General features: G+C 65.7%; 14 protein-coding genes. 3 read left to right on the plus strand and 11 right to left on the minus strand.

The genetic code is table 11. The features are described 5' to 3' along the window. Positions 1 to 4: 4 nt before the first annotated feature. The 9 genes from tssH to QP045_RS10200 form a co-directional block, all read right to left on the minus strand. Entirely contained in the window at positions 5 to 2,629 is a 2,625-nt protein-coding gene (gene tssH, locus QP045_RS10160) for a type VI secretion system ATPase TssH (protein WP_422514867.1), read from the minus strand. Further along, entirely contained in the window at positions 2,626 to 3,672 is a 1,047-nt protein-coding gene (tssG, locus tag QP045_RS10165; protein ID WP_422514868.1) for a type VI secretion system baseplate subunit TssG, read from the minus strand. The genes tssH and tssG overlap by 4 nt, the downstream gene beginning before the upstream one ends. Then, positions 3,636 to 5,504: a type VI secretion system baseplate subunit TssF gene (gene tssF, locus QP045_RS10170; RefSeq protein WP_422514869.1), complete on the minus strand. Its 1,869-nt coding sequence runs from the start codon at positions 5,502 to 5,504 to the stop codon at positions 3,636 to 3,638. The genes tssG and tssF overlap by 37 nt, the downstream gene beginning before the upstream one ends. Beyond that, positions 5,504 to 6,025, minus strand: a complete 522-nt coding sequence (gene tssE, locus QP045_RS10175) for a type VI secretion system baseplate subunit TssE (RefSeq protein ID WP_422514870.1) — start codon at positions 6,023 to 6,025, stop codon at positions 5,504 to 5,506. The genes tssF and tssE overlap by 1 nt, the downstream gene beginning before the upstream one ends. Continuing rightward, positions 6,022 to 6,831, minus strand: a complete 810-nt coding sequence (locus tag QP045_RS10180; RefSeq protein ID WP_422514871.1) for a type VI secretion system accessory protein TagJ — start codon at positions 6,829 to 6,831, stop codon at positions 6,022 to 6,024. Before QP045_RS10180 ends, tssE begins: the two co-directional genes overlap by 4 nt. Before the next feature lie 744 nt (positions 6,832 to 7,575). After that, on the minus strand, positions 7,576 to 8,061 hold the full coding sequence (locus tag QP045_RS10185) for an Hcp family type VI secretion system effector (protein ID WP_422514872.1): 486 nt from the start codon (positions 8,059 to 8,061) through the stop codon (positions 7,576 to 7,578). Positions 8,062 to 8,107: 46 nt separating this feature from the next. Continuing rightward, positions 8,108 to 9,601, minus strand: coding sequence for a type VI secretion system contractile sheath large subunit (gene tssC / locus QP045_RS10190; protein WP_422514873.1), 1,494 nt, complete (start codon positions 9,599 to 9,601; stop codon positions 8,108 to 8,110). 38 nt (positions 9,602 to 9,639) lie between these two features. Then, complete coding sequence (tssB, locus tag QP045_RS10195) at positions 9,640 to 10,194, minus strand: type VI secretion system contractile sheath small subunit (RefSeq protein ID WP_422514874.1); 555 nt, start codon at positions 10,192 to 10,194, stop codon at positions 9,640 to 9,642. 333 nt (positions 10,195 to 10,527) lie between these two features. Further along, positions 10,528 to 11,529: an ImpA family type VI secretion system protein gene (locus tag QP045_RS10200; protein ID WP_422514875.1), complete on the minus strand. Its 1,002-nt coding sequence runs from the start codon at positions 11,527 to 11,529 to the stop codon at positions 10,528 to 10,530. A 125-nt stretch (positions 11,530 to 11,654) separates the two neighbouring features. Between QP045_RS10200 and QP045_RS10205 the strand changes: the two genes are divergently transcribed. Genes QP045_RS10205 through tagH form a run of 3 tightly spaced genes read left to right on the plus strand, consistent with a single transcriptional unit; the run spans position 11,655 to position 15,512 of the window. Continuing rightward, on the plus strand, positions 11,655 to 13,580 hold the full coding sequence (locus QP045_RS10205) for a type VI secretion system Vgr family protein (protein WP_422514876.1): 1,926 nt from the start codon (positions 11,655 to 11,657) through the stop codon (positions 13,578 to 13,580). Between the two features lie 10 nt (positions 13,581 to 13,590). Then, complete coding sequence (locus QP045_RS10210) at positions 13,591 to 14,130, plus strand: DUF6931 family protein (protein WP_422514877.1); 540 nt, start codon at positions 13,591 to 13,593, stop codon at positions 14,128 to 14,130. After that, positions 14,130 to 15,512, plus strand: coding sequence for a type VI secretion system-associated FHA domain protein TagH (gene tagH / locus QP045_RS10215; protein WP_422514878.1), 1,383 nt, complete (start codon positions 14,130 to 14,132; stop codon positions 15,510 to 15,512). Before QP045_RS10210 ends, tagH begins: the two co-directional genes overlap by 1 nt. A 9-nt stretch (positions 15,513 to 15,521) precedes the next feature. Here tagH and QP045_RS10220 read toward each other — a convergent pair whose 3' ends face one another. Both QP045_RS10220 and tssM read right to left on the minus strand, forming a co-directional pair. Next, positions 15,522 to 16,262 carry a PP2C family protein-serine/threonine phosphatase gene (locus tag QP045_RS10220; protein ID WP_422514879.1) on the minus strand — a complete coding sequence of 247 codons (741 nt, stop codon included), beginning with the start codon at positions 16,260 to 16,262 and terminating at the stop codon, positions 15,522 to 15,524. Positions 16,263 to 16,322: 60 nt separating this feature from the next. After that, positions 16,323 to 19,709 (minus strand): type VI secretion system membrane subunit TssM, encoded by a 3,387-nt coding sequence (gene tssM / locus QP045_RS10225; protein WP_422514880.1) that lies wholly within the window; start codon positions 19,707 to 19,709, stop codon positions 16,323 to 16,325. Position 19,710: the final 1 nt, after the last annotated feature.

Below are 19,710 nucleotides of genomic sequence, written 5' to 3' on the forward strand. Positions count from 1 at the left end.
ACCGTCACGACGCACCCACTGCCACGCCTTGAAGATAGGCGTAGGTGAAGCCGCTCGCGTCGGCACCCAGCCGGATCGCCGCCGGCATCGTGCCGGCCAACTGCCGCTCGATAAGCGCGAGGGACAGGTCCGGCAGGATCGTGTTCGTCAGGATGGCATCGATCATCCGGCCGCCCGAGGCCAGTTCGTGGCAACGTGCGACGATCAGGTCGACAGCATCCGCATCATAGGAGAGCACGATGTCGTGATGGTCGGCGATCCGCTGCACCACGCGTCCCAGTTGCAACTCCACGATCCGGCGCAGCATCGACGGTGAAAGGGGCATATAGGGCAGCACCGCGAGGCGCCCGAGCAATGCCGGGGGAAACACCTGTAGGAGCGGGGTGCGCAGTGCCGAGGCGAGCCCGTCCGGCGTGGGCGCGGTATCTTCATCCTCGCATAACGAGGCGATCAGGTCGGTTCCCACGTTGGAGGTAAGAAGGATCAGGGTGTTACGAAAATCGATGAACCGCCCTTCCGCGTCTTCCATGTAGCCCTTGTCGAACACCTGGAAGAACATCTCGTGGACGTCAGGATGGGCCTTCTCGATCTCGTCGAGCAGCACCACCGAATAGGGACGCCGCCGCACCGCTTCCGTGAGCACGCCGCCCTGGCCGAAGCCGACATAGCCGGCCGGGGCGCCCTTGAGCGTGGAGACGGTGTGCGCCTCCTGGAACTCGCTCATGTTGATCGTGATCAGGCTGTCCTCGCCCGCGTAAAGAAGCTCGGCAAGCGCGTGGGCGGTTTCGGTCTTGCCGACCCCGGAAGGGCCGCACAGCAGGAACACACCAACCGGCTTGCCGGGGTTATCCAGCTTTGCCCGGGTCGTGCGAATTCGCCGCGCGATGGCGTCCATCGCATGGTCTTGACCGACGACGCGCCGCTTCAGCCGGTTCTCGATCTCCAGGGCAGCTGACAGTTCATCCTTCACCATGCGGCCGACGGGTATTCCAGTCCACTCGGCGACGACGGTAGCGACGACATCCGCATCGACTTCAGCGAAAACCATCGCCCTGTTTCCGCGCGCGATCTGCGCATCAGCGATGGCCGCATCCAAGGCGAGGTCCCTGTCTCCCTCGGCGTCGGCGCTCGGCGAGCGCAACGCCGCAACCCGCGCCACAGCCTCGCGCTCCGCTGCCCATTTCGCTTCCAGCAACGACACCTCGTCCCTGGCGGTATCAAGCGCTGCGTCGATGGGGGTGATACGGGCTGCGGTCGCGTAGCGGCCATCAACCTCTCGGCAGGCGATGTCGCGCTCGATGCGCAGCAACTCCATTTTCTGCCGTGCATCCTCGACCTGAGCAGGCGTGGCATGCCGCGACACCGAAACTCGTGCTGCAGCCGTGTCGAGCAGGCTTACCGCCTTGTCCGGCAGCTGCCTCGCGGGGATGTAGCGCTGCGAAAGCCGAACTGCGGCCTCCACCGCTTCGTCGAGGACCAGCACGTCATGATGATCCTCGATCACACGCTTGAGGGAGCGAAGCATAGCGATGGCACCCGCTTCATCCGGCTCCGACACCGTCACCGGCTGAAAGCGGCGGGTAAGCGCTGGGTCCTTTTCGAAATACTGGCGGTACTCGCTCCAGGTCGTCGCCGCGATCGTGCGCAGGCGTCCGCGAGCCAATGCCGGCTTCAGCAAGTTGGCAGCGTCCCCGGTCCCGGCCTGGCCGCCGGCCCCGATCAGCGTGTGCGCCTCGTCGATAAACAGGATCACCGAAGACGGTGCAGTCTCGACCGCTTCGATCACGTCGCGCAGGCGCTTCTCGAACTCGCCCTTCAGGCCCGCGCCCGCCTGCAGCAAGCCAATTTCGAGCGCGTAGAGGCTGACGTCGGCAAGCGCGGGTGGCACGTCGCCGTCTGCAATGCGCCGTGCGAAGCCTTCGACGATCGCCGTCTTTCCGACCCCTGCCTCACCCGTCAGGATTGGATTGTTCTGGCGTCGGCGGAGCAGGATATCGATGACCTGCCGGATCTCTGGATCGCGCCCAAAGATCGGCTCGATTTCGCCCGCACGGGCGCGAGCAGTGAGATCCGTTGCAAAGCGCGCCAACACATTCTCGCCACCGGCCGTCGCCGGTCGCGGTTCGGCCGGGGCCGAAGTGCCTTCCCCCGCTTCCGCCGAACTGGCGGTAATCGTAGCGAACTCGGCGCCGAGCCGCTCGACCCCGATCTTACCCCATTCGGGCGATGCCTGGATCAGGATGCCGCGCAGCGTCGGCGTCTTCAGCATTGCGAACAGCAGGTGACCGGATCGCACGCGCGTTGCCTCGAACAGCAGCGAAGCATACATCCAGCCCTGCTCGATCGTTTCCACGATTTGGGGCGAGAAGTCCTGCAATGCGCTCGCGCCCCGTGGCAGCCGATCGAGGGCGGCGACCAGATCCTCCGTCAGCCGCGCGTCGTCGATGCCAAACGCGGTCCGGACGGCGGCGAGGTCATTGTCGCGGTCCTGCACCAGAACGTGCAGCCAGTGCGCCAGCTCTACGTAGGGATTGCCGCGCATTCGGCAGAAGCCGGTTGCCGTCTCGATGGCGCGCAGGGCGCGGGGGGCGAGGCGGCCGAACAGGGCCGCCCGGCTAATCTCGGTCATGCGGCTGTCTCCTTAGGCCGGGACGGTACCAGCCGCCGGGCATTCGCTCCGAGATGCGCGTCAGCGCGGATCTCGCCGGGGACGAGCGGACCGAACCAACTCGACCAGCCGAGCCGCGCCTCGCCACCCAGCCGTGTCGGGCGCACCCGTTCGCTGGCGATTGCCAGCGTAATGTCCCAATCGAGGTGCGGCGGGGCGAACGCTTCCAGCGCATCGACCAGCAAGGCATAGCGCTCGCCCCCGGGCAGCAGGTCCTGATACTCCCGCGTTGAACCTACCTCGACCGCGACGGCGAACGCATCTTCAACCGTGCACACCCGCGCGCCCGACAGCGCATCCCCACCAAGCGTCGCAAATCCCCGACCCAACTGGGTCTGGTCTTCGGGCTCCACTTCGCGCCACCGCTCGACATACTCGACCACGCGTACCGGCAGACGCAGCAGGGTGCCGATCCCGTCGCCGATTGCGGCGGGGCTACGCGGCGAGGCGAACAGGGCCGCGTGATGCAATCGGGCGCGGCCGGGAAACGGACTTTCCGATCCCGCTCCATCCGTGGCGCCAGTCAACAGCGCGATCTGGTTGCCGAAGCGGTCGTCGCCATCGCCTCTGTCCACGCTCGCAGCGGGCACGGTCGCCGCCCAGGCGCGGTAAAAGAATTGCAACATGCGGCCTGCAAGCACGTCGAGAAAGCGCCCGAACGGCTGCTGGCGTGCATGGCGGCGCTCATAGGCGGCGAACTCAGTGAGGTGGAGAGGCAGCGGCCCCATCGGCCCAGTCAAACCCAGCCAGCTCCCCTCGACGGTGGCGCGCCGCCCGGCGATCTCGATCGTCTCGAGCGTCGCAGCGGGAAAGGCGAGCGACGGTGCATGAACCATCTTCACCACATCGTCGCCCGGCAGCTTGGCCTCGCCAATACGCGGCAGCCCGGGCGCACGCGCCTCGGCGCCGCGCAGCAGCGCAAGCGGCGCAAGCCCGGCGACACCCGATGCCGCGCGCGCGAAATAGCTCAGATGGTCGGCCGCTGGCCGAGGCGCGCGGGCCATCGTGCGAATTTCCCTTGCTGGACTGTTTCCAAGTGCGTTTCAGTGAAGCTGTTGACGGCGGCGAATTCGGCCAGGAAACGCTCGATCACCGCGCCGAACAGGAACATCCTCCCACCCTCGTACGCCGCCTCATCGAGCGTCACGCGCAGATGTTGCCCTCGCACGAAGGCTGCCCGGCCACGGCCGGGCAGCCGGCGGGACACGGCGCTTGCGTGCACCGCTCGGATGCCGTCCACCTCCCGCCGCAACGCCGCGTCGTCGCCCCGGCCGTAGAGCATCAAGTGGTTGCGCAGCACCTCCGGGCTTCCGCCGGGGTCGCGGGCAAAGCCGGTGTAATTCGGCGTGAGATGTCCGATCACTCGCCACGCGCTGTCGCCCAGACCGAGGGGCGGCTGCGGCGGCGTGGGGGGGCGTAGCAGGCTGATCCCCCGCACCGGCATGCCCTCGACCACAAACGGCGCGGGCGTCGTACGGATCATGCCAGCCAGTTCGCGGTTCGTGACCAGCGCGCGGACGGAAAGCTCGGCAATCTGCTCGAGCCGGGTCGGATGGCCCGGCGCCGTCACGCTGATCCAGGTCTCCGTGCCGATATAGTCGCTGCGCCGCCGGATTCGTTGCTCGCGCGTGGACAGGCGGCGATGCCGAAGCCGGGCGACGTAAAACAGCGCGTCGTCCCCGACGTGTAGCTGCCCAGCATGGTCATACAGGGGCGCGACCTGGCGCACGTCGTCAGGATCCTCGCCATGCGCCTTCACATCCAGCAGGCGATATACTTCGAAGTCCAAAGGCCGGGCCCGGTCGGCGATCACCTGCCGCTCATGATCAAAGGCGCCAAGCGTTACCCGATCGAGTTGCTTTTCGAACAGATTGATCGCTGGCGTTGCGAACAGTCTCGCATTGGCCGACGAGACCGCCCTAGTGAGAGCCGGCACGGTTCGGCGGAAAAGGACCACGAGATCGCATGCCTCATCGTCCGCACTGCCGGCAAAGGCGCGAGCCAGGCCGGTAAGCTGCACGAAGCGGAAGCGTTCGGGGCAAGTGAAATGCTCACTCAGAACGCGATAGCCGCGGTTCGAACGCCGGTCGGCCGGCAGCAGCGCGCACTCTTCCCCGAAGCCGTGCTGCTGGGGCAGCGGCAGAGGCACAGCGATGCCACCGGCGGAACTGCCCGCCGGGACGGCCACCGCCGCCACCGCATCCCCAATCAGCTGCCGATAGAGTTCGCCGGCAACGCCGCCCTCCCCGTCGAGGTAGATCGGCAGGGTCTCCGCCGCGATGGCACCGAGCTTTAGCCCGCCGTTGGTCCGGAGACGAATGCGCAGCCCGGCCTCGATCGTCTCGGGAGGCGCAGCGGCCAGGAAGGGAGCGACCGCGGCGCGTGTGGCGAGATATTCGACCTCATCGATACGCAGCGGCCATAATGTGAGCGCATGGCCGGTGCGGAACGTCACGGGCGTCCCGTCACGGTCGGTGGCGACCGCATGCAGGGGCGTCTCCCGCGGGACCTCGACCCCCCGCGCGAGCGCTGAGTCCCCCTCCCGCGGCTCGAAGCCGACGATGCAGATCGACGGCCGCGGCGCGAGATAATGCGGCTGGATGACGTTCAGCAGGTGCTGCGTGAACTCTGGGAATTGGTCCTGCAGCTTCAGCTGCACGCGGGCACTGAGGAAGGCCACCCCCTCCAGCAGCCGCTCCACATGTGGATCGACTTCGGCCGGGCCGTTGAGACCAAGCCTACCAGCCACTGACGGATATTCCTCGCCGAATTCCCGCGCGGACTCCCTGAGGTGGCCGAGTTCGTCGTTGTACGCCTGGAGCAGCCGAGGATCCATCAGCCCTCCCCAAAGCTCGCGGTGCCGGTGTCCACCTCTACCTCCGTGCGGATCTCGACCGGCAGCGCTTGCACGGCGCCCGTGACGTCACCGTGGATGAGGAAGCCGACGCTGTTGGGGCGGTTGTTCTCCAGGCTCGGCTCCACCTCCAGGGTCGTGCGGTCAACGCGGGGTTCGAAGCGAGCGATGGCGTCGCGGATGTCCCGCGCGCGCGCGCGCACCCCGTTGCGGGTCAGCAGCGTCCCACTGAGATCCCCTAGCCCGTAGTTGAGCACGCAGGATCGGACCTCCGGCACGGCGGAAAGGTCCTGCACGGCATGAAGGTTGGTGGTGTTGAGCAGCCAGCCGAGCTCGCGCAGCAGCGTTGCCCGCAGCGCCGCCTCGTTGAAGCGCGCGGTCCGGGGCACCGTCTGGAAACCAAGGTCGCCCGCATTCCCGCCCGCGTCGCCGTCACTGCCGGCGTCAAAGCTATGGTCGGCGATCAGCTTGTCGAACAAGGTGGGGTTGATGCGCGCGGTCATGCCGGCATCACAAAGCGGATCGAGCGGAAGGAAAGGATGCCGATGTCATCGCCTGCGCTGGTGGTCCACACCCGCTGGCCCAGACCGCGGACGACGCCGTTCTCCTCTCGCCAGACCGTGCGACGGGCCAGCCGAAGCTCGGCATCCGCCTCTTTCTCGGTCCCGGGATAGCGTACGGGAAGCAAGGCGGCCGCCGTCCCGCCCTCGCGGAAGCGCAGCTCGACCGGCAGCCATACGAGGTCGCGCAGATCCACCGGGCCTGCCGTGCGGATCTCCTCGAGGGCGGCGAACGGGATCAGTCCCCAGCGTCCGGCGACGATCGCCTCTATCGCCGGGCCGAAGCGGGCATCGCCATCATAGAGGAAGTCGAAGGCCCGGCCGTCCACCTCACCGGGCGTGTCGGGCGCCGCGTCAAAAGCTCGGCGGCGCGATGCTGCCGCGCATTCGCCCTCGACCCCGAACGCGCCCGCCAGGTCAGCCACCCAGTCCGCCGCGCCGTGCAGCAGCGGCGCGGGCGCGTCTCCGGCGCAGCCCGCTGCGCGCGCTGCCTCCGCATCGATCGTCTGCCCATAGGCGACCGCGAGCATCTGCGCCTCGGGCGACAACTGCGCCAAGGCGCCGAGTTGCGCGCGGGCCGTGTCCCACGCGCCTTCGACGCACAGAATTTGGAACAGGAACATGCGCGCCCGCTGGTCATCTGGCCGAGCAGTCAAGCGCTTACGCAGGCTTGTGAGCGTCGCGGTGATGTTCCCGGCTTCCAGCTCGGCGTTGATCTGAGCCTCGCCATGGGAAATGTCAGCGTTCATCGGCCGTCTCCAGAGCAAATCCACAAAATAGCACCGCAGGCCGCAGCAGTGGCCCTGCGCACGATGTACTTCGGAGGCTCTCCCCCAAGCGGCGACAGGCGGAGGGCTCAGGGTTCGGCAGGCTGCAGAGGAAGTAAAGTAACCTTTCGTCACATCGCGCGCAGGAATGCGCCATGTAGTTACTCGCGGCGCCATTGGTGCCTCGCCCCTTCTAGGTCTTAGCCCAACCCGCGTGCGCTCTTCCATCATGGCTATGCTGCTATAGGACGTTATTCCCCGCTTCTTTGCTATCACTCCTAGGGCATATATCGACTTGAGCGGCACACTCCCACGTGTCTGCTTCGGGCAAATTGCCGCATTCCGACAGGTCGAATTCTCTTCCGTAGATATCGAGATACTTATGGGCCCTTCTGTCGGCCGTTCACATAGTCTCGATAATCGGCCATCTGCCAACCCGAGCCCTTGGGCGTCTTCAAGACAGATCCAGATCCACTGCACGCGACGAGCTTTATCTCGGAACCGCCTGCAACTGCTCTTAGTACGCCGAGCATCCTGTCATCTGCAGACGCAACCTCCCCCAGGGGTCGCACAAGAACAAGCTCTGGTCCTTTCCGGGGCTTTTTCCCGTGCTAGCCAGGCTGCCGAACTCGTGTCGGCTCCAGGGTTTATCGCATCTCGCGCATCGACCTCCGGCTCCCGGCGCCTTGGCGTATCCAATCTTCATGGGAGTCCCCGCTAAAGCCATCACGCTGCCTGATTCTTGCGGATGTCCCACTTGAACGGAACGCTGCCTGCAGCCGTCCCCTGCTCGCTCTGCGGCTTGTAGGTCACGTCCACCTTGGCGAAGTTGAACGTCACGTCCTCGACAGTCAGTTCGTCACTGGGCGATCCGCCATGCTCGATGCCGCTCACGAACACTTGTTCCATATCGATCTTGAGGTATTCCACCGGGGAGTCGCCGCCGACTTTCCGACAAGTCAGGACGGCGGTCGTAAAGTGCTTACCTTTTGCGCAGTTGCCCATCAGCGTCGCCGTCGCCTTGTCGACATACTTCGTGATTCTGAGATCGTGAAACGACGCCTTGCCCGTGCCCGAACCGCCGCCCATGCTCGAACTGCCCTGATTGCTCACGGCCCAGTTCCAGCCGATCAGTTCGATTTCGTTCTCGTGGCCGGTTGCGATGGACTCCCCGTCGCAGCCCGCAAGCTTCAGGAACATTTCAACAGCCATGATAAATTCCACTTTTTAGAATAAGGGAGAGGCGGACGGACTGCGGTCACGTCGCGGCTTTTGGCAGGCGCGATACCATGCTCAGGCTCACGTCCATGCCTTCGAGTTGATAGTGCGGCACCATGCGGAACAGGCCGCGGTAGTATCCGGGGTTCTCGGGATCGGCGATCACCTCGACCGAAGCCTGCTTCAGCGGCTTGCGCGCCTTGGTCTCCTCGTCCGAATGCTCGGGCTGGAGATCGACATATTGCATGATCCAGCTCTGCAGGTCGCGGCCAAGCTGCGGCGCCTCGCGAGTGCCGCCGATCCAGTCGCGCACCATGCACTTCAGGTAATGCGCGAACCGGCAGCTGGCGAAGATATAGGGCAGCCGCGCCGAAAGATTGGCGTTCGCGGTCGCGTTGGGATCCTCATAGGCCTTGGGCTGGTGCAGCGTCTGCGCGCCGATGAACGTGGCGTTGTCCGTGTTCTTGCGGTGCACGAGCGCCATCAGCCCGGCCTTGGAAAGCTCGCCTTCGCGACGGTCGGAGATCGCAATCTCCGTCGGGCATTTAGCGTCCAGCCCGCCCTCATCGGTCGGAAACAGCGCGGTCGGCAGATCCTCGACCGTTCCCCCCGATTCCACCCCGCGGATGCGGGTGCACCAGCCATAGGTCTTGAACGCCTCGGTGATCCGCACGGCCAGCGCATAGGACGCGTTCAGCCAGAGGTACTTGTCGTGGTCACCCACGACCTCTTCCTCGAAGGCGAAGTCCTCCACGGGATCCGTGTCGGCGCCATAGAGTGGGCGTCCCAGGAAGCGTGGCAAGGTGAGGGCCATGTAGCGGCTGTCGTTCGACGCCCGGAACGAGCGCCACGCCATATAGTCGGTGGCTTCGAACTGCTTGGCGAGATCGCGCGGATTGGCGAGTTCGCGCCAGCTGTCCATCCCGATCAGCCCGGGGCCCGCTGCGGCGAGGAACGGAGCGTGTGAAGCCGCGCCGATCTTCGACAATCCCTTCATTACCTCGATGTCAGGTCCGCTATGGTCGAACGTGTAGTCGCACGTGATCGCACCGAACGGCTGCCCACCGAGCTGGCCGAACTCCGCTTCGTAGATCTTCTTGAACAGCGGGCTCTGGTCCCACGCGGCGTCGCGATACTGGCGCAGCTGGCGGCGCGCCTCTTCCTTGGACATGTTCAGCACCCGGATTTTCAGATCCTTGCCGGTCGAAGTGTTGCCGACAAGGTACCAAAGGCCGCGCCAGGCGCTTTCCAGCGTCTGGAATTCAGGATGGTGGAGGATCGCGTTCATCTGCGCCGACAGCTTGCGGTCGATCGCTGCCTTCAGCGCGTCGACGGTGAGGTACACGTCTTCGCCAATCACCGCCGAATCTTCCAACGCCTGCTGGGCGAGTGTCTTCACTGCCTGCTCGATGCGCCCCTGCTTGGCATCGCTGCCGGGCTTGAACTCCTTTTGGAGCAGCATCGAGAAATCATCGGCGTAGACGAGGTCGTCGGCGATGGCCGGCGCTGCCGGCTGCAGGGCTTCCTGAGCCATGTTCGTCTCCAGTCTCAAAAGGGGGGCGTGGCGGCAGATCAGTCCGCGCGCGGAGGATCGCTGGGGGCGTCGTCCGCGGGTTCCTCGACGCCGATCGCCTCGGGTGTCTCAGCAGCCAGCGTTGCCATCAGCGTCTTGTCGCGCAGCACCTTGTCGAGCAGCGCCTGGGCCCCAGCCTTGCCGTCCATATAGACCATCAGGTCGTTCAGCTGCTCGCGGGCTTCCAGCAGCCGCGCCAGCGCGGGTACGTTACGGGCGATATGGCCGGGGTTGAAATCTTCGAGCGTCTTGAAGGTCAGGTCGATCCCCAACCGCCCATCGCCTGTCAGCGTGTTCTCGACGGCGAATGCCACGCGCGGCGCGATCCGCTCCATGCGCTCGTCGAAGTTGTCCATGTCGAATTCAAGGAAGTCGCGCTCAGCCTGCGGCTTCTTTTCAACCAGCGACTTTCCGGAAAGGTCGCTCATCACGCCCATCACGAACGGCAGTTCGATCTTCTGCCGCGAGCCATAGGTTTCCACCTCATATTCGATGTGGACCCGAGGTGCCCGGTTCTCCTTGATGAACCGCTGACCGCCTTTTGCCGAAACCATAGGGACCTCGCCTCTGCTGGCGCCATCGGCTGAGCCGGTGCCGCTTTATAGCTACAAGATCGGGGTTCAAGCTTTCAGTGGGATTTCAGGTTCGCGGCACAGGGTTACGACTGACACACGATCCATGTTTGGCGATACCCGTAGGTTCGTCCGATCAGTGGGAATTACATTCGCAACGCGGCGATCATGGTGTGAGCAACAGAGACACGTCAATAAGACTCCAAATTTCTTCGAATGCGAGATCGTTGCGCCGCCATGACTCACGCGAAACTGAACAACAGGCCGAAACCCACCAAGACAAGTCGATGCGCTCCCGCTCGTGTACCCAGCGCCTTAGTCGCCGCGGCGGAACATGAGCAGTTGCCGGGCGTCGCCCATCGCATTGGGAGCGATATCCTCCAGGACCTCGAGGAAGTCGCGGTCCACCCATTCGCGCGCCCGCCCGAGCAACAGCGGCACGGGACTTTGCGGTTCGCGCTGCCGGTAATAAGCAATCACCAAGTCGATCGCTCGAGTGACATCGGCACGCGAGCGAAGCGGGCCGCCCACCGCGCCCATGCTCGCGGGCACCTCGAACTCCGTCGACGGGTCGTCCGGCATTTCGCCGGCGTCCATCGGCTGCGGCAGGAATGCCCTGGCTGCACCGCCGATTTCACCAAGCGCCTGATAGGTCGGCGCGAAGCTGGCGCCCGCTCCGACGCCGGCGCGCTCGGCAAGCGCCGCGTCGACGGTCCGAAATACCGCCTCAATCCGTTCGATCGTAGCGGACGCGATCGTCAGTTGTTCCAGTCCGGACGGATCCTCCAGAGCGCCACGAATTTCGCCAAAGCCGGACTCGGCATCGCCGCTGCGCTGGAAGCGAAGAAGGTCGTCGCCAGTGAAGCTACCGTGGCGCGGATGCTGGACCAGCACGACGTTACGCAGCGGGCCGACGAAGGCCGGGTAACTCGCCAGCGTGTCACAGGCCCCCGTACGCCCTTCGATGCCATATTCCTCCAGCCGGGGATGTCCGTCCTCCCAATAGCGTTCGATCAAGCCCCTGAGGTAGCGCGCGCCCACCTCCACCACGTCGAGCTTGCCCATCCGGGCACCAGCGCGACAAAGATATACTGCAAGCCAGACATCCTTCGTCTTGGCGATTTGCTCGACGATGGCGGCCACGATCTTGCGCCAATCCGTGTCGCTATCTGCCGCCGGGGTTCCCGTGCTGTCGATCGAGACCTGGGCATCGAACGCTTGTTCGATCGCATGGCGTTGCGGATCATAGGCGAGGTCCGGGCCGACGCGGTCGGTATCGGACACCGGCGCCAGCAGTGCTTCGAGGTCGAGTGTCATGGCCGCGGACCTTTCGTGGTGGCAGGCGAAGTGTCGCCAAGTCCAGTCGGAGCGGTACTAATCGCTGAGATAGCCGACAATCGCTCAAACGGCGACAATGGTAATGCTATCAGAACGGAATGCCGATGAATCGTCAGGCAGAGATTACGCTTAAGGTCGGCAGCGAAGTCAGCCTCGTCAAGTTCCGCAGCCACGAACGCTTGGGTGAGCTCTTTGAGATCGACGCGGAGATCGTGACAGCCGCGAAGATAGACTTCCTGCCCCACCTAGGTAATCCGGTGGTGATCGAGGTCTTTGAACTGGGCGAAGTGGTGCGCTTCTTCCATGCGCTGTTGTCGGAATCGCATTTTCTTGATGAGACCGGGCAAGGATATCACTACGCGCTCAAGCTTCGGCCGTGGCTCTACACACTCGCACACAATCGGACCTATCGCGTGTTCGAGAACAAGACCGGTCTTGATATCATCAAGGAAGTGCTCGCGGACTATAGCCGCCGCGTCGACTTTAGCCGCGTGAGCGGACGCTACCTGATCCGCCCTTATTGTACGCAATATCGCGAGAGCGATTTCGCCTTCCTCTCCCGGATCATGGAACGGGAAGGATTATATTATTACTTTGACCATCGCCGCACCGACCATGTGCTCGTGCTGTGCGATGCCCCTTCCGCGCACAGGCCGGCTCCTGGCTATGACACGATCAAACTTCGCTCCGATCGCGTCGGACGCGGCGGCGGCCTCACCGGGGAGATGTGGCGCTGGCACGAACATGTTCGCGACGACGGGGAACGACGCTTCCTGCTGCAGAGCTTCGACTATGAGACTACCAGCACGAAAAGGGGCCTGAACGACGCCGGCGCCCGAAACCGCGCCGACACCCAGGAAGTCTATCACTACAGCGGCGACTTCGTGGAGGAGCCACTCGCCCGACACTGGGCGCAGGTCGGCGTTGAGGCCGCACGCGCGCGGCAACGCCTCTATTCCGGGGAAGGCGACATGAACCGGGCGTTCTGCGGAGGCCGCTTCAAGCTCGACTCCGACGACGCGTTTGATCGCGGCAAGGAGTTCGTGGTGACCGCACTCGAATATGCCGTCGAGGCCGAACCACATCGCAGCGGCATGGAGGCGGAGCCCCGCCGTGTCGGGCTGGAGGCCGTGTTGCGCGATACTCCCTGGCGCTCTCCGCAAACCACGCCGTCGCCCCGCGCCGGTCCGGAGACCGCAATCGTGATGGCGGGCGGGGCGGACGACGCCAATGCGGACAGGCTCGGTCGCGTGCGCGTACGCTTCCTCTGGGGTCGGCCGGGCGACGCGCCGGTCAAGACCCGATCCTGCTGGCTGCGCGTGTCGCAACCATCGGCCGGGGCGTCATTCGGTCACGTGACGCTCCCCCGGACGGGCGAGGAGGTGATCGTGGACTTTCTCGACGGCAACCCGGATCGGCCGATAGTCACCGGCCGCGTATATAACTCGGAGCACGTTCACCCCTACTCGCTCCCCCAGCACCGCACGCGCTCGCTGTACCGGACCCAAAGCATCGGTCCGGCCGGGAGCTATCCCGGCGCCAAGCGCACCCCGCGCGGCCCCGGCTACAACGAGTTGATGTTCGAGGATCGGGGCGGTGCGGAACAGGTCTATCTCCGGGCGCAGCGCGATCGCCTGACCGAGGTCATGCTCGACGACGAGACGCGGGTGATGCGCGATCGCACCGCCACGGTGTTCCGGGACGAAAGCACCACGGTGGAAACGGGCAACGCGGAACTGAAGGTCCAGCGGGGCAGCGTCACGATCGAGGCGGCGACCCGAATTACACTGCGCGTCGGCGGCAACATGATCGTCATCGATCCCTCCGGCATTCACTGCACATCCGGATCGAGCCGTGTCGATCTCTCGCCCGCCTCGCTTCTGATGCGAAGCACGATGATCAACGCCAATGCCCAGCTTTTACAGACCATGGGCATGGCCACCCTCATCCAGGGGCAGCTCGTGACCATCCGGGGCACGCCGACGATGATCGTGCCTTCCGCGTTCGGCCCGTGGATCCCGATTGCGTGAGGCCAGGGTGATGGAATGGCCGGAGGTGGTCTGGACCGAGGCGTGGCAGGTGACGAGCCTGCAGGGAGAGCCACGCCGGGAGGGCGACGACCAGCCGCCCGCCCGTTTCTTTCAGATGCTGCGCAGGGCCGGCGAGAACGTGGAAGCCGCGCGTTTCCTCGCCTCCGCCCTGCCCCGCCTAAGGGCGGTGGAGTGGCTGCGCGGGGTGATTGCCCTCCTCGCTCCGGATGCCGATGCCTCCACGCTTGCCGCTCTGGACGCCTGGCTACGCGAGCCCTCGGACGCCTTGCGGCGGGCGGCTTTCGATACGGCACTGCCGCTCCCGCCCGAGGACCCGGCCAAGATCTGTGCGACAGCGGTGTTTTTCTCGGGCGGATCACTGGGTCCCGAGGACGCGCAATCCCTTCCCCCGCCAAAGACCGGCACAGGGCAGCTCGTCGCCGCCGGGATCCTGCATTGCGTCTTTTCCACCGCTGAACCGCCCGTGGCGCTGGCCGAAGCGCTCGATCTCGGCAGCGCCATTGCCACGCGGACAAGGAAACCGTCCTGATGCCCCTAGTGCTCACCATCCGCGACCGCGACACCCTCGACAATGGCGAGCCCGCGACATTGACCCTCGACCGGCACGGCGCGGTCATTGGCCGATCCCTTCATGCTGACTGGAGCCTGCCCGATCCCAGCAACCGCATCTCGTCCCGCCATTGCGAAGTACGCTATCGCGACGGCGCCTATCTCCTGATCGACCATAGCACCAATGGCACCTATCTGAACGGTGCGACCGATCGGGTTGAGGACCCTCACCCTCTCGCCGAAGGCGACTGCTTCATCGTCGGACATTTCGAGATCGTGGTGCGGGAGGGTGGCGGGGCGGCACCAGCCCCCGCCGTCGAGCCGGCCGCACCCGAAGGCAGCGACTGGGATGCGTGGCAGAGCGGCGAGGTGATCTCGGGCGGCGGCGACGAAGATGACGGCTGGGCTCCTCCGCCCGAGCCGGTCGCCCCCGCCCTCAGCGGCTGGAGCACCGCTCCGGAAGCGGCACCCCCACCTCTTGAAGCAAGCGCGTGGGACATGCCGGCTCCGCTTGCGAAACCCTCGCCCTGGTCGAGCGCTCCCTCCGCAAACGAGGCGCCCTCAGCGACCGATGTCTGGGGGCAGCTCGCACAAGACAATGAGATTGACTGGTCCCGGGGCAACTTCGCCCGCGCCTACCCTGCCCAGGGCGGACGGGAAGCCGGTGTACCCGGGGTAGGCGCCAACCCTCCTGCGGAGGAGTGGGACCAAGGGCCCGGAGCAGCCGCTGCGAAGGGTCCGAGCAGCCCACCTACCCCGATGATCGATGCGGATTGGGAACGTTTCGTCACGGCCAGCGGCTTGCCGGCAGACCGGCTGCAGCGCTCGCGGGGCGATACGCTGGCAGCAGCGGGTGCGATCCTGCGACAGTTCGTGGGCGGGCTGATGCTGATGATCGACGCACGGGCGCGCGCAAAGGCCCGGCTGGGGGCGCAAGCGACCGGCCTTGAGCTTGACGGGAACAACCCTTTGAAGTTCGTCCGATCCCCCGAGCGAGCGCTGCTGCAGTTGCTGGATTTGCCCCAGCCAGGTTTCATGCCGGCGGAACATGCCGTCGAGGACGCCTATGGCGACCTCCAGGCGCACCAGATGGCCACCTTGAGCGCGATGCGCGGCGCCCTTGAGGGCACGCTCGCGCGCTTCTCGCCCACGGCCGTTCGTAACCGATTGGGATTACCCACGGGGTGGGGGCGGCGCTTCTCGGTGCTGCACCGCGCGGCGCAGTGGGACGCCTATGAACGGGAGTTCGAGGGTGTGGTCCGCGGAGCCGACGAGGCGTTCATGGACCTGTTCGCAAAGGAGTTCCGCCTTTCCTATGACCACCACATCGCCGAGATGAAGGCCCGCCGGGAGCGGCCCTAACGGGCAGCATTATCGGGCGACAAGCGTAGGCTCGTTGCAGCCGACTACGATCACCGTCACATTGTCCGCGGCGCCGCGCTCGAGCGCGAGCTCGACCAACCGCGCAGCCGCGGCTCGCGGCGCGCTCTGCCGGACCAGCGCCTCTATTTCGGTGTCGTGCACGGTGCGGGTCAGCCCATCACTGCACAGCACGAAGACGTCGCTCGGCAGCACGTCCCCGTGCCGCAGGTCCAGCGTCAGCTCCGGCCGCACACCGACGGCGCGCGACAGCATATGCGCCATCGGATGGTCCTCCGCTTCCTCGCGGCTCAGAAGGCCGGCAATGACCAGTTGCTCCACCTGCGAATGATCGGTGGTGAGCAGGGAAAGCACTTCGTTGCTCATCCGATAGACCCGGCTGTCCCCAGCCCACAACACCACGAACCTGCGTGCGCGGATGAGGAGGGCAGCGACGGTCGACCCGATCACCTTGTTCTCCCGCCGCCCCGCCCGGTAAATGGAGTCATTTGCCCTGGCGAGCGCGGCCTCTGTAGCGACAAGGGCGCCTTCGAGGTCGCTGGGGAGCCATGCGTCATGCAGGGACGCGGCGATCTCACTGGATGCCCAGCGTCCGTTGCTGTGACCGCCCATCCCATCTGCGACCAACCAAAGGCCGTCGCGTTCGCGCACAAGATGGCTGTCCTCGTTCACGAGCCGCACACAGCCGACGTCGCTGCAACTACCCTGTTCGTATCGCAGCGACGATTGCATGATCCATTCCTCCGTGCGCCCTCCGGCGCGGCGTACTTCCTCCGACAGCTCGCGACGCACCTACAGCCGCGCCGGGCAACGGAAGGAGAAGGGTCCGCCGCGCCCGAACGGGTTCGTGTCAGACGGCAAGTCGACCAAGAACGAAGCGCTCGCTTCCCCGGTGCCGAACCGTGCCCGTATCCGCGAGGGGCCGGCGTTCTCGATGACCGCCCGGTCCATCAAACGAAACAGCGCGAATGAGCCGCGTGTCTCGATCCGCCCGATCTCGCGGTCGCCCCCGAACAGAACCAGCTGGGCCGCGGGCAGTACGGCAAGATTCCACAGCAGCGGTTTGGCTGCGGATGCCGCGGCGGTGAAGCGATAGGTGACGCCGCCAGCAGAAAGCTCAACAGCCGTCGCCTGCTGTCCCAGCCGATCGAGCGCGACGCCTAATGCAAGACCACCCGTAAGCAGGTCACGCAGGACAGAGGCCTTCTGGAACTGCGCGGCGCTTGTCTGCGAAAATCCTGCGGCAACAGGGTCGGCGGCGTTCCATCGCCACACCTGCCCGGGCTGAATCAGCGGCGCCAGCCGCTCTCGCGAAAAGCTATCGAACTGCCCAGTGGCGCCATAGAGGCGGTGCAGTTCAGCCGGGCTGGCATCAAGCGTCGCTGCCGCCACAAAGGGGTAACGCCCGCCGGTCGCCTGCACGCAGGCGGGGCGGATGTTGGCTGCATAATCCTGCTCCAGCGCCGTCCGCGCCGTTCGCGTCGCGGCCCCGGCGCCGTTATGAGTTGCACCGTCGACAAATCCTTTCAGCTGCGGGGGCGCAATTGCGCTGGCGGTGGACAGTTCACCGAGCGCGGTTGCGAACTGACCCTGTACCGCGCCCCCGCCTAAGCTGGCACCCGGCGCACTCGTGGCCATATTGGCAGCGGCCGCTTGGCGGACCGCTTTCAACAACACGTCCACCGGCGCATCGCCTGCACCCTGCTTTCCCGCAAAGCCAGCGATACCCTGAAAGTGCGCCTGGATCTCGCGTCCGGCGTCGATCTGGCCGCCAGTCGCCGGCGTACCGGCACTTGCCAGGGCCGTGTTGCGCACCGTTTCCAGCAGCAGCACTTTCAGGGGCGAAGGCGTTCGGGTGATCGCACCCAGTGCCGCTGGCTTACGGAAGTAGTCGGCTGCCTGCGGCAGTGCGAGCAGCCCATCCCACGCTGCGATGTAGTCGCGCGCATAGCTCGCCGCGACTGCGTTTCGCATGGCCGGAATTTGGTCGCGGATCGAGCGCTTGCTGGCGTCGTGTCCCAACACCCAGAGGTCGCGGTCGAGTTCCCCCTGAACGTCGCGGAGACCGGAGCGATAGGCCCGAACATACCCCTCCCTGGTGTAAAACCAGGGGATCGTGGCGCTGAGCACAGCATCCCCGTTGCGAAATGCCTGGGCGTCGCCGCTGGCCAAAACCGTCTCGGCGCGCCAGTCAGGCTGACCGGTGGCTGCGGCACGCTGCCGCAGCAAGGCATAAGCGTACTCCGCAAGCGGCAGACTTTGGAGTGCGACGCGGGTTGAGGCGATGAGCGTGCCGTCGAGCGGGGCCCGCCGTCCCTGCCACGCTCGACCAAGGTCAGGATCCGCAAGCATCGCGTCGAGGTGCCGGGCGAGCTGCGCACGAACATCCGCCCGGTCGGCGCCCGCGAGCGAGGCGGTTCGCCAATCTTCCGCCACCCACGCCCGCACCGCCTGTCGGTCCAGCGGCCCCGATCCCCCCAGCATGAGATAGGCCTTCAGCGGCGCGTAGAGCTGGGCGGGTTGCCCCGCCTGCTCGCGCATCGCCGCTTCCGCGCGAAGCAGGATACGTGGAAGCAGGACGCGCTGGAGAGTCTGTAGATACACCAGCCGTGCGGTGTCGGCGTGACCGGACTGATATAGACCCAGGCGCATCGAGAATGGCGGCGAACCTGCCAGCTGTGCGTCGTAGCCATGCGGCAACGTGCGCAGCCGGTTCAACAAGGGCAGGGCTTGCTCAAGATCCGGGTCGCTACCGCGAACCTCCACCAGATCGACGCCAGCCGCGCGCGCCTTCTCGTTCGCTTCCTGCGCCGCGTGAAGCAGGTCGTTCTGGAATCCCTTGTTGTGCGCGAACGAGGTTCCCCAAAGACCGATCATCACGAGCACCGCGAGCCCTAGACCGAAGATCACGGCCGCCAGAGTGGCGCGCTGCCGTCGCTGATTCCTCGCGGAGACCTCTACCAGCCCGCCCTCAGGGATGATCACCTCGGTCAGCAACCGGTTCAGGAAATAGGCACGCCCCTGCCCCGGTCGCTGCGCGGCCTGTGGCGCATCGTAGACTTCGGCCATCGCGTTAAGAACCTGGTCGAACGGCGTGCCGACCTGGGTGCCGCTGGCGAAGTAGAAGCCACGCAGCATGGGCCGGGCTGCGCGCTCACTGCCCACAATCCCTTCCACGACGTAGGCGAGGCGCGTGCGCAGCGCCGTGAACTGGGCCGGGAAGGCAAGGATCAGGCCGCGTCGCCGAGCATCCGCTTCCTCCTGGAGACGCTTCGGGCTTCGCGCCCAAAGTGCCTCCGCAACCGCGTCGAACTCTGCGACGAGAGCTTCAGTGTCACGTGAGCCCTTTGGGTCGAGCGTTGCACCCAGCACCGCGCGCCGGCCTTCGGCGCTGAGATCTTCGAAATACTCGGTGAACCCCGCGATGAGGTCCGCCTTCGGCAACAGCAGATAAACCGGCGCTGTCACCTGGAGGATCCGAGTGAGTTCCTCCAGCCGTCGCCGGATTGCGCCGATATGCTCATCGAGCTCCGCCCGGTCGGCGCGCATCAGCACCTCGGTGCTCAAGGCTACGATCACCCCGTTGATGGGCTGCAGCGGCCGGGTTTGCCGAAGTAGGCGGAGGAAACTCTCCCATCCGGCCGCATCGACGACCGTGTCGCAATCCCGCGTGACGTAGCGACCTGCGGTGTCGACCAACACCGCTTGGTCCGCAAACCAGAAGTCGAGGTTGCGGGTGCTCGCCGCCCCTTTCACCGCTGCGTTGGACCAGGGGAAGCGCAGGCCCGAATTGACGAGCGCGGTCGTCTTGCCCGTGCCCGGAGGCCCTATGATCATGTACCACGGCCGCGCGTAGAGATAGTCGCGACCACCGCCGGCGTCGTTCTTCAGCTGCGCTATCGCCTCGCGCATTCGCACGGCCAACGCGCTTCCCTCCGCGTCGGTAGCGCTCGGCTCGTCGAGGCCGGCGGCCAAGGCATCGGCGCCCCGCCGCGCGCGCCACCACCGCCGTGCCGCCGCGCCGCCTAGCCCGATCGCGATCAGCGCGATCAGGCCAAGCCGGAACCATCCGGAGTTCAGAACCGGGAACAAGGTGGGCAGGCCGATCTGCCCGGCCAGACCGAGGATCAGTGCCGCAGGAAGCGCGAGCGCCCACCAGCTGCGCATCAGCTTGTCCATG

The organism is Sphingomonas sp. 3-13AW, assembly GCF_049311085.1.
Taxonomy (GTDB): Bacteria; Pseudomonadota; Alphaproteobacteria; order Sphingomonadales; family Sphingomonadaceae; genus Sphingomonas.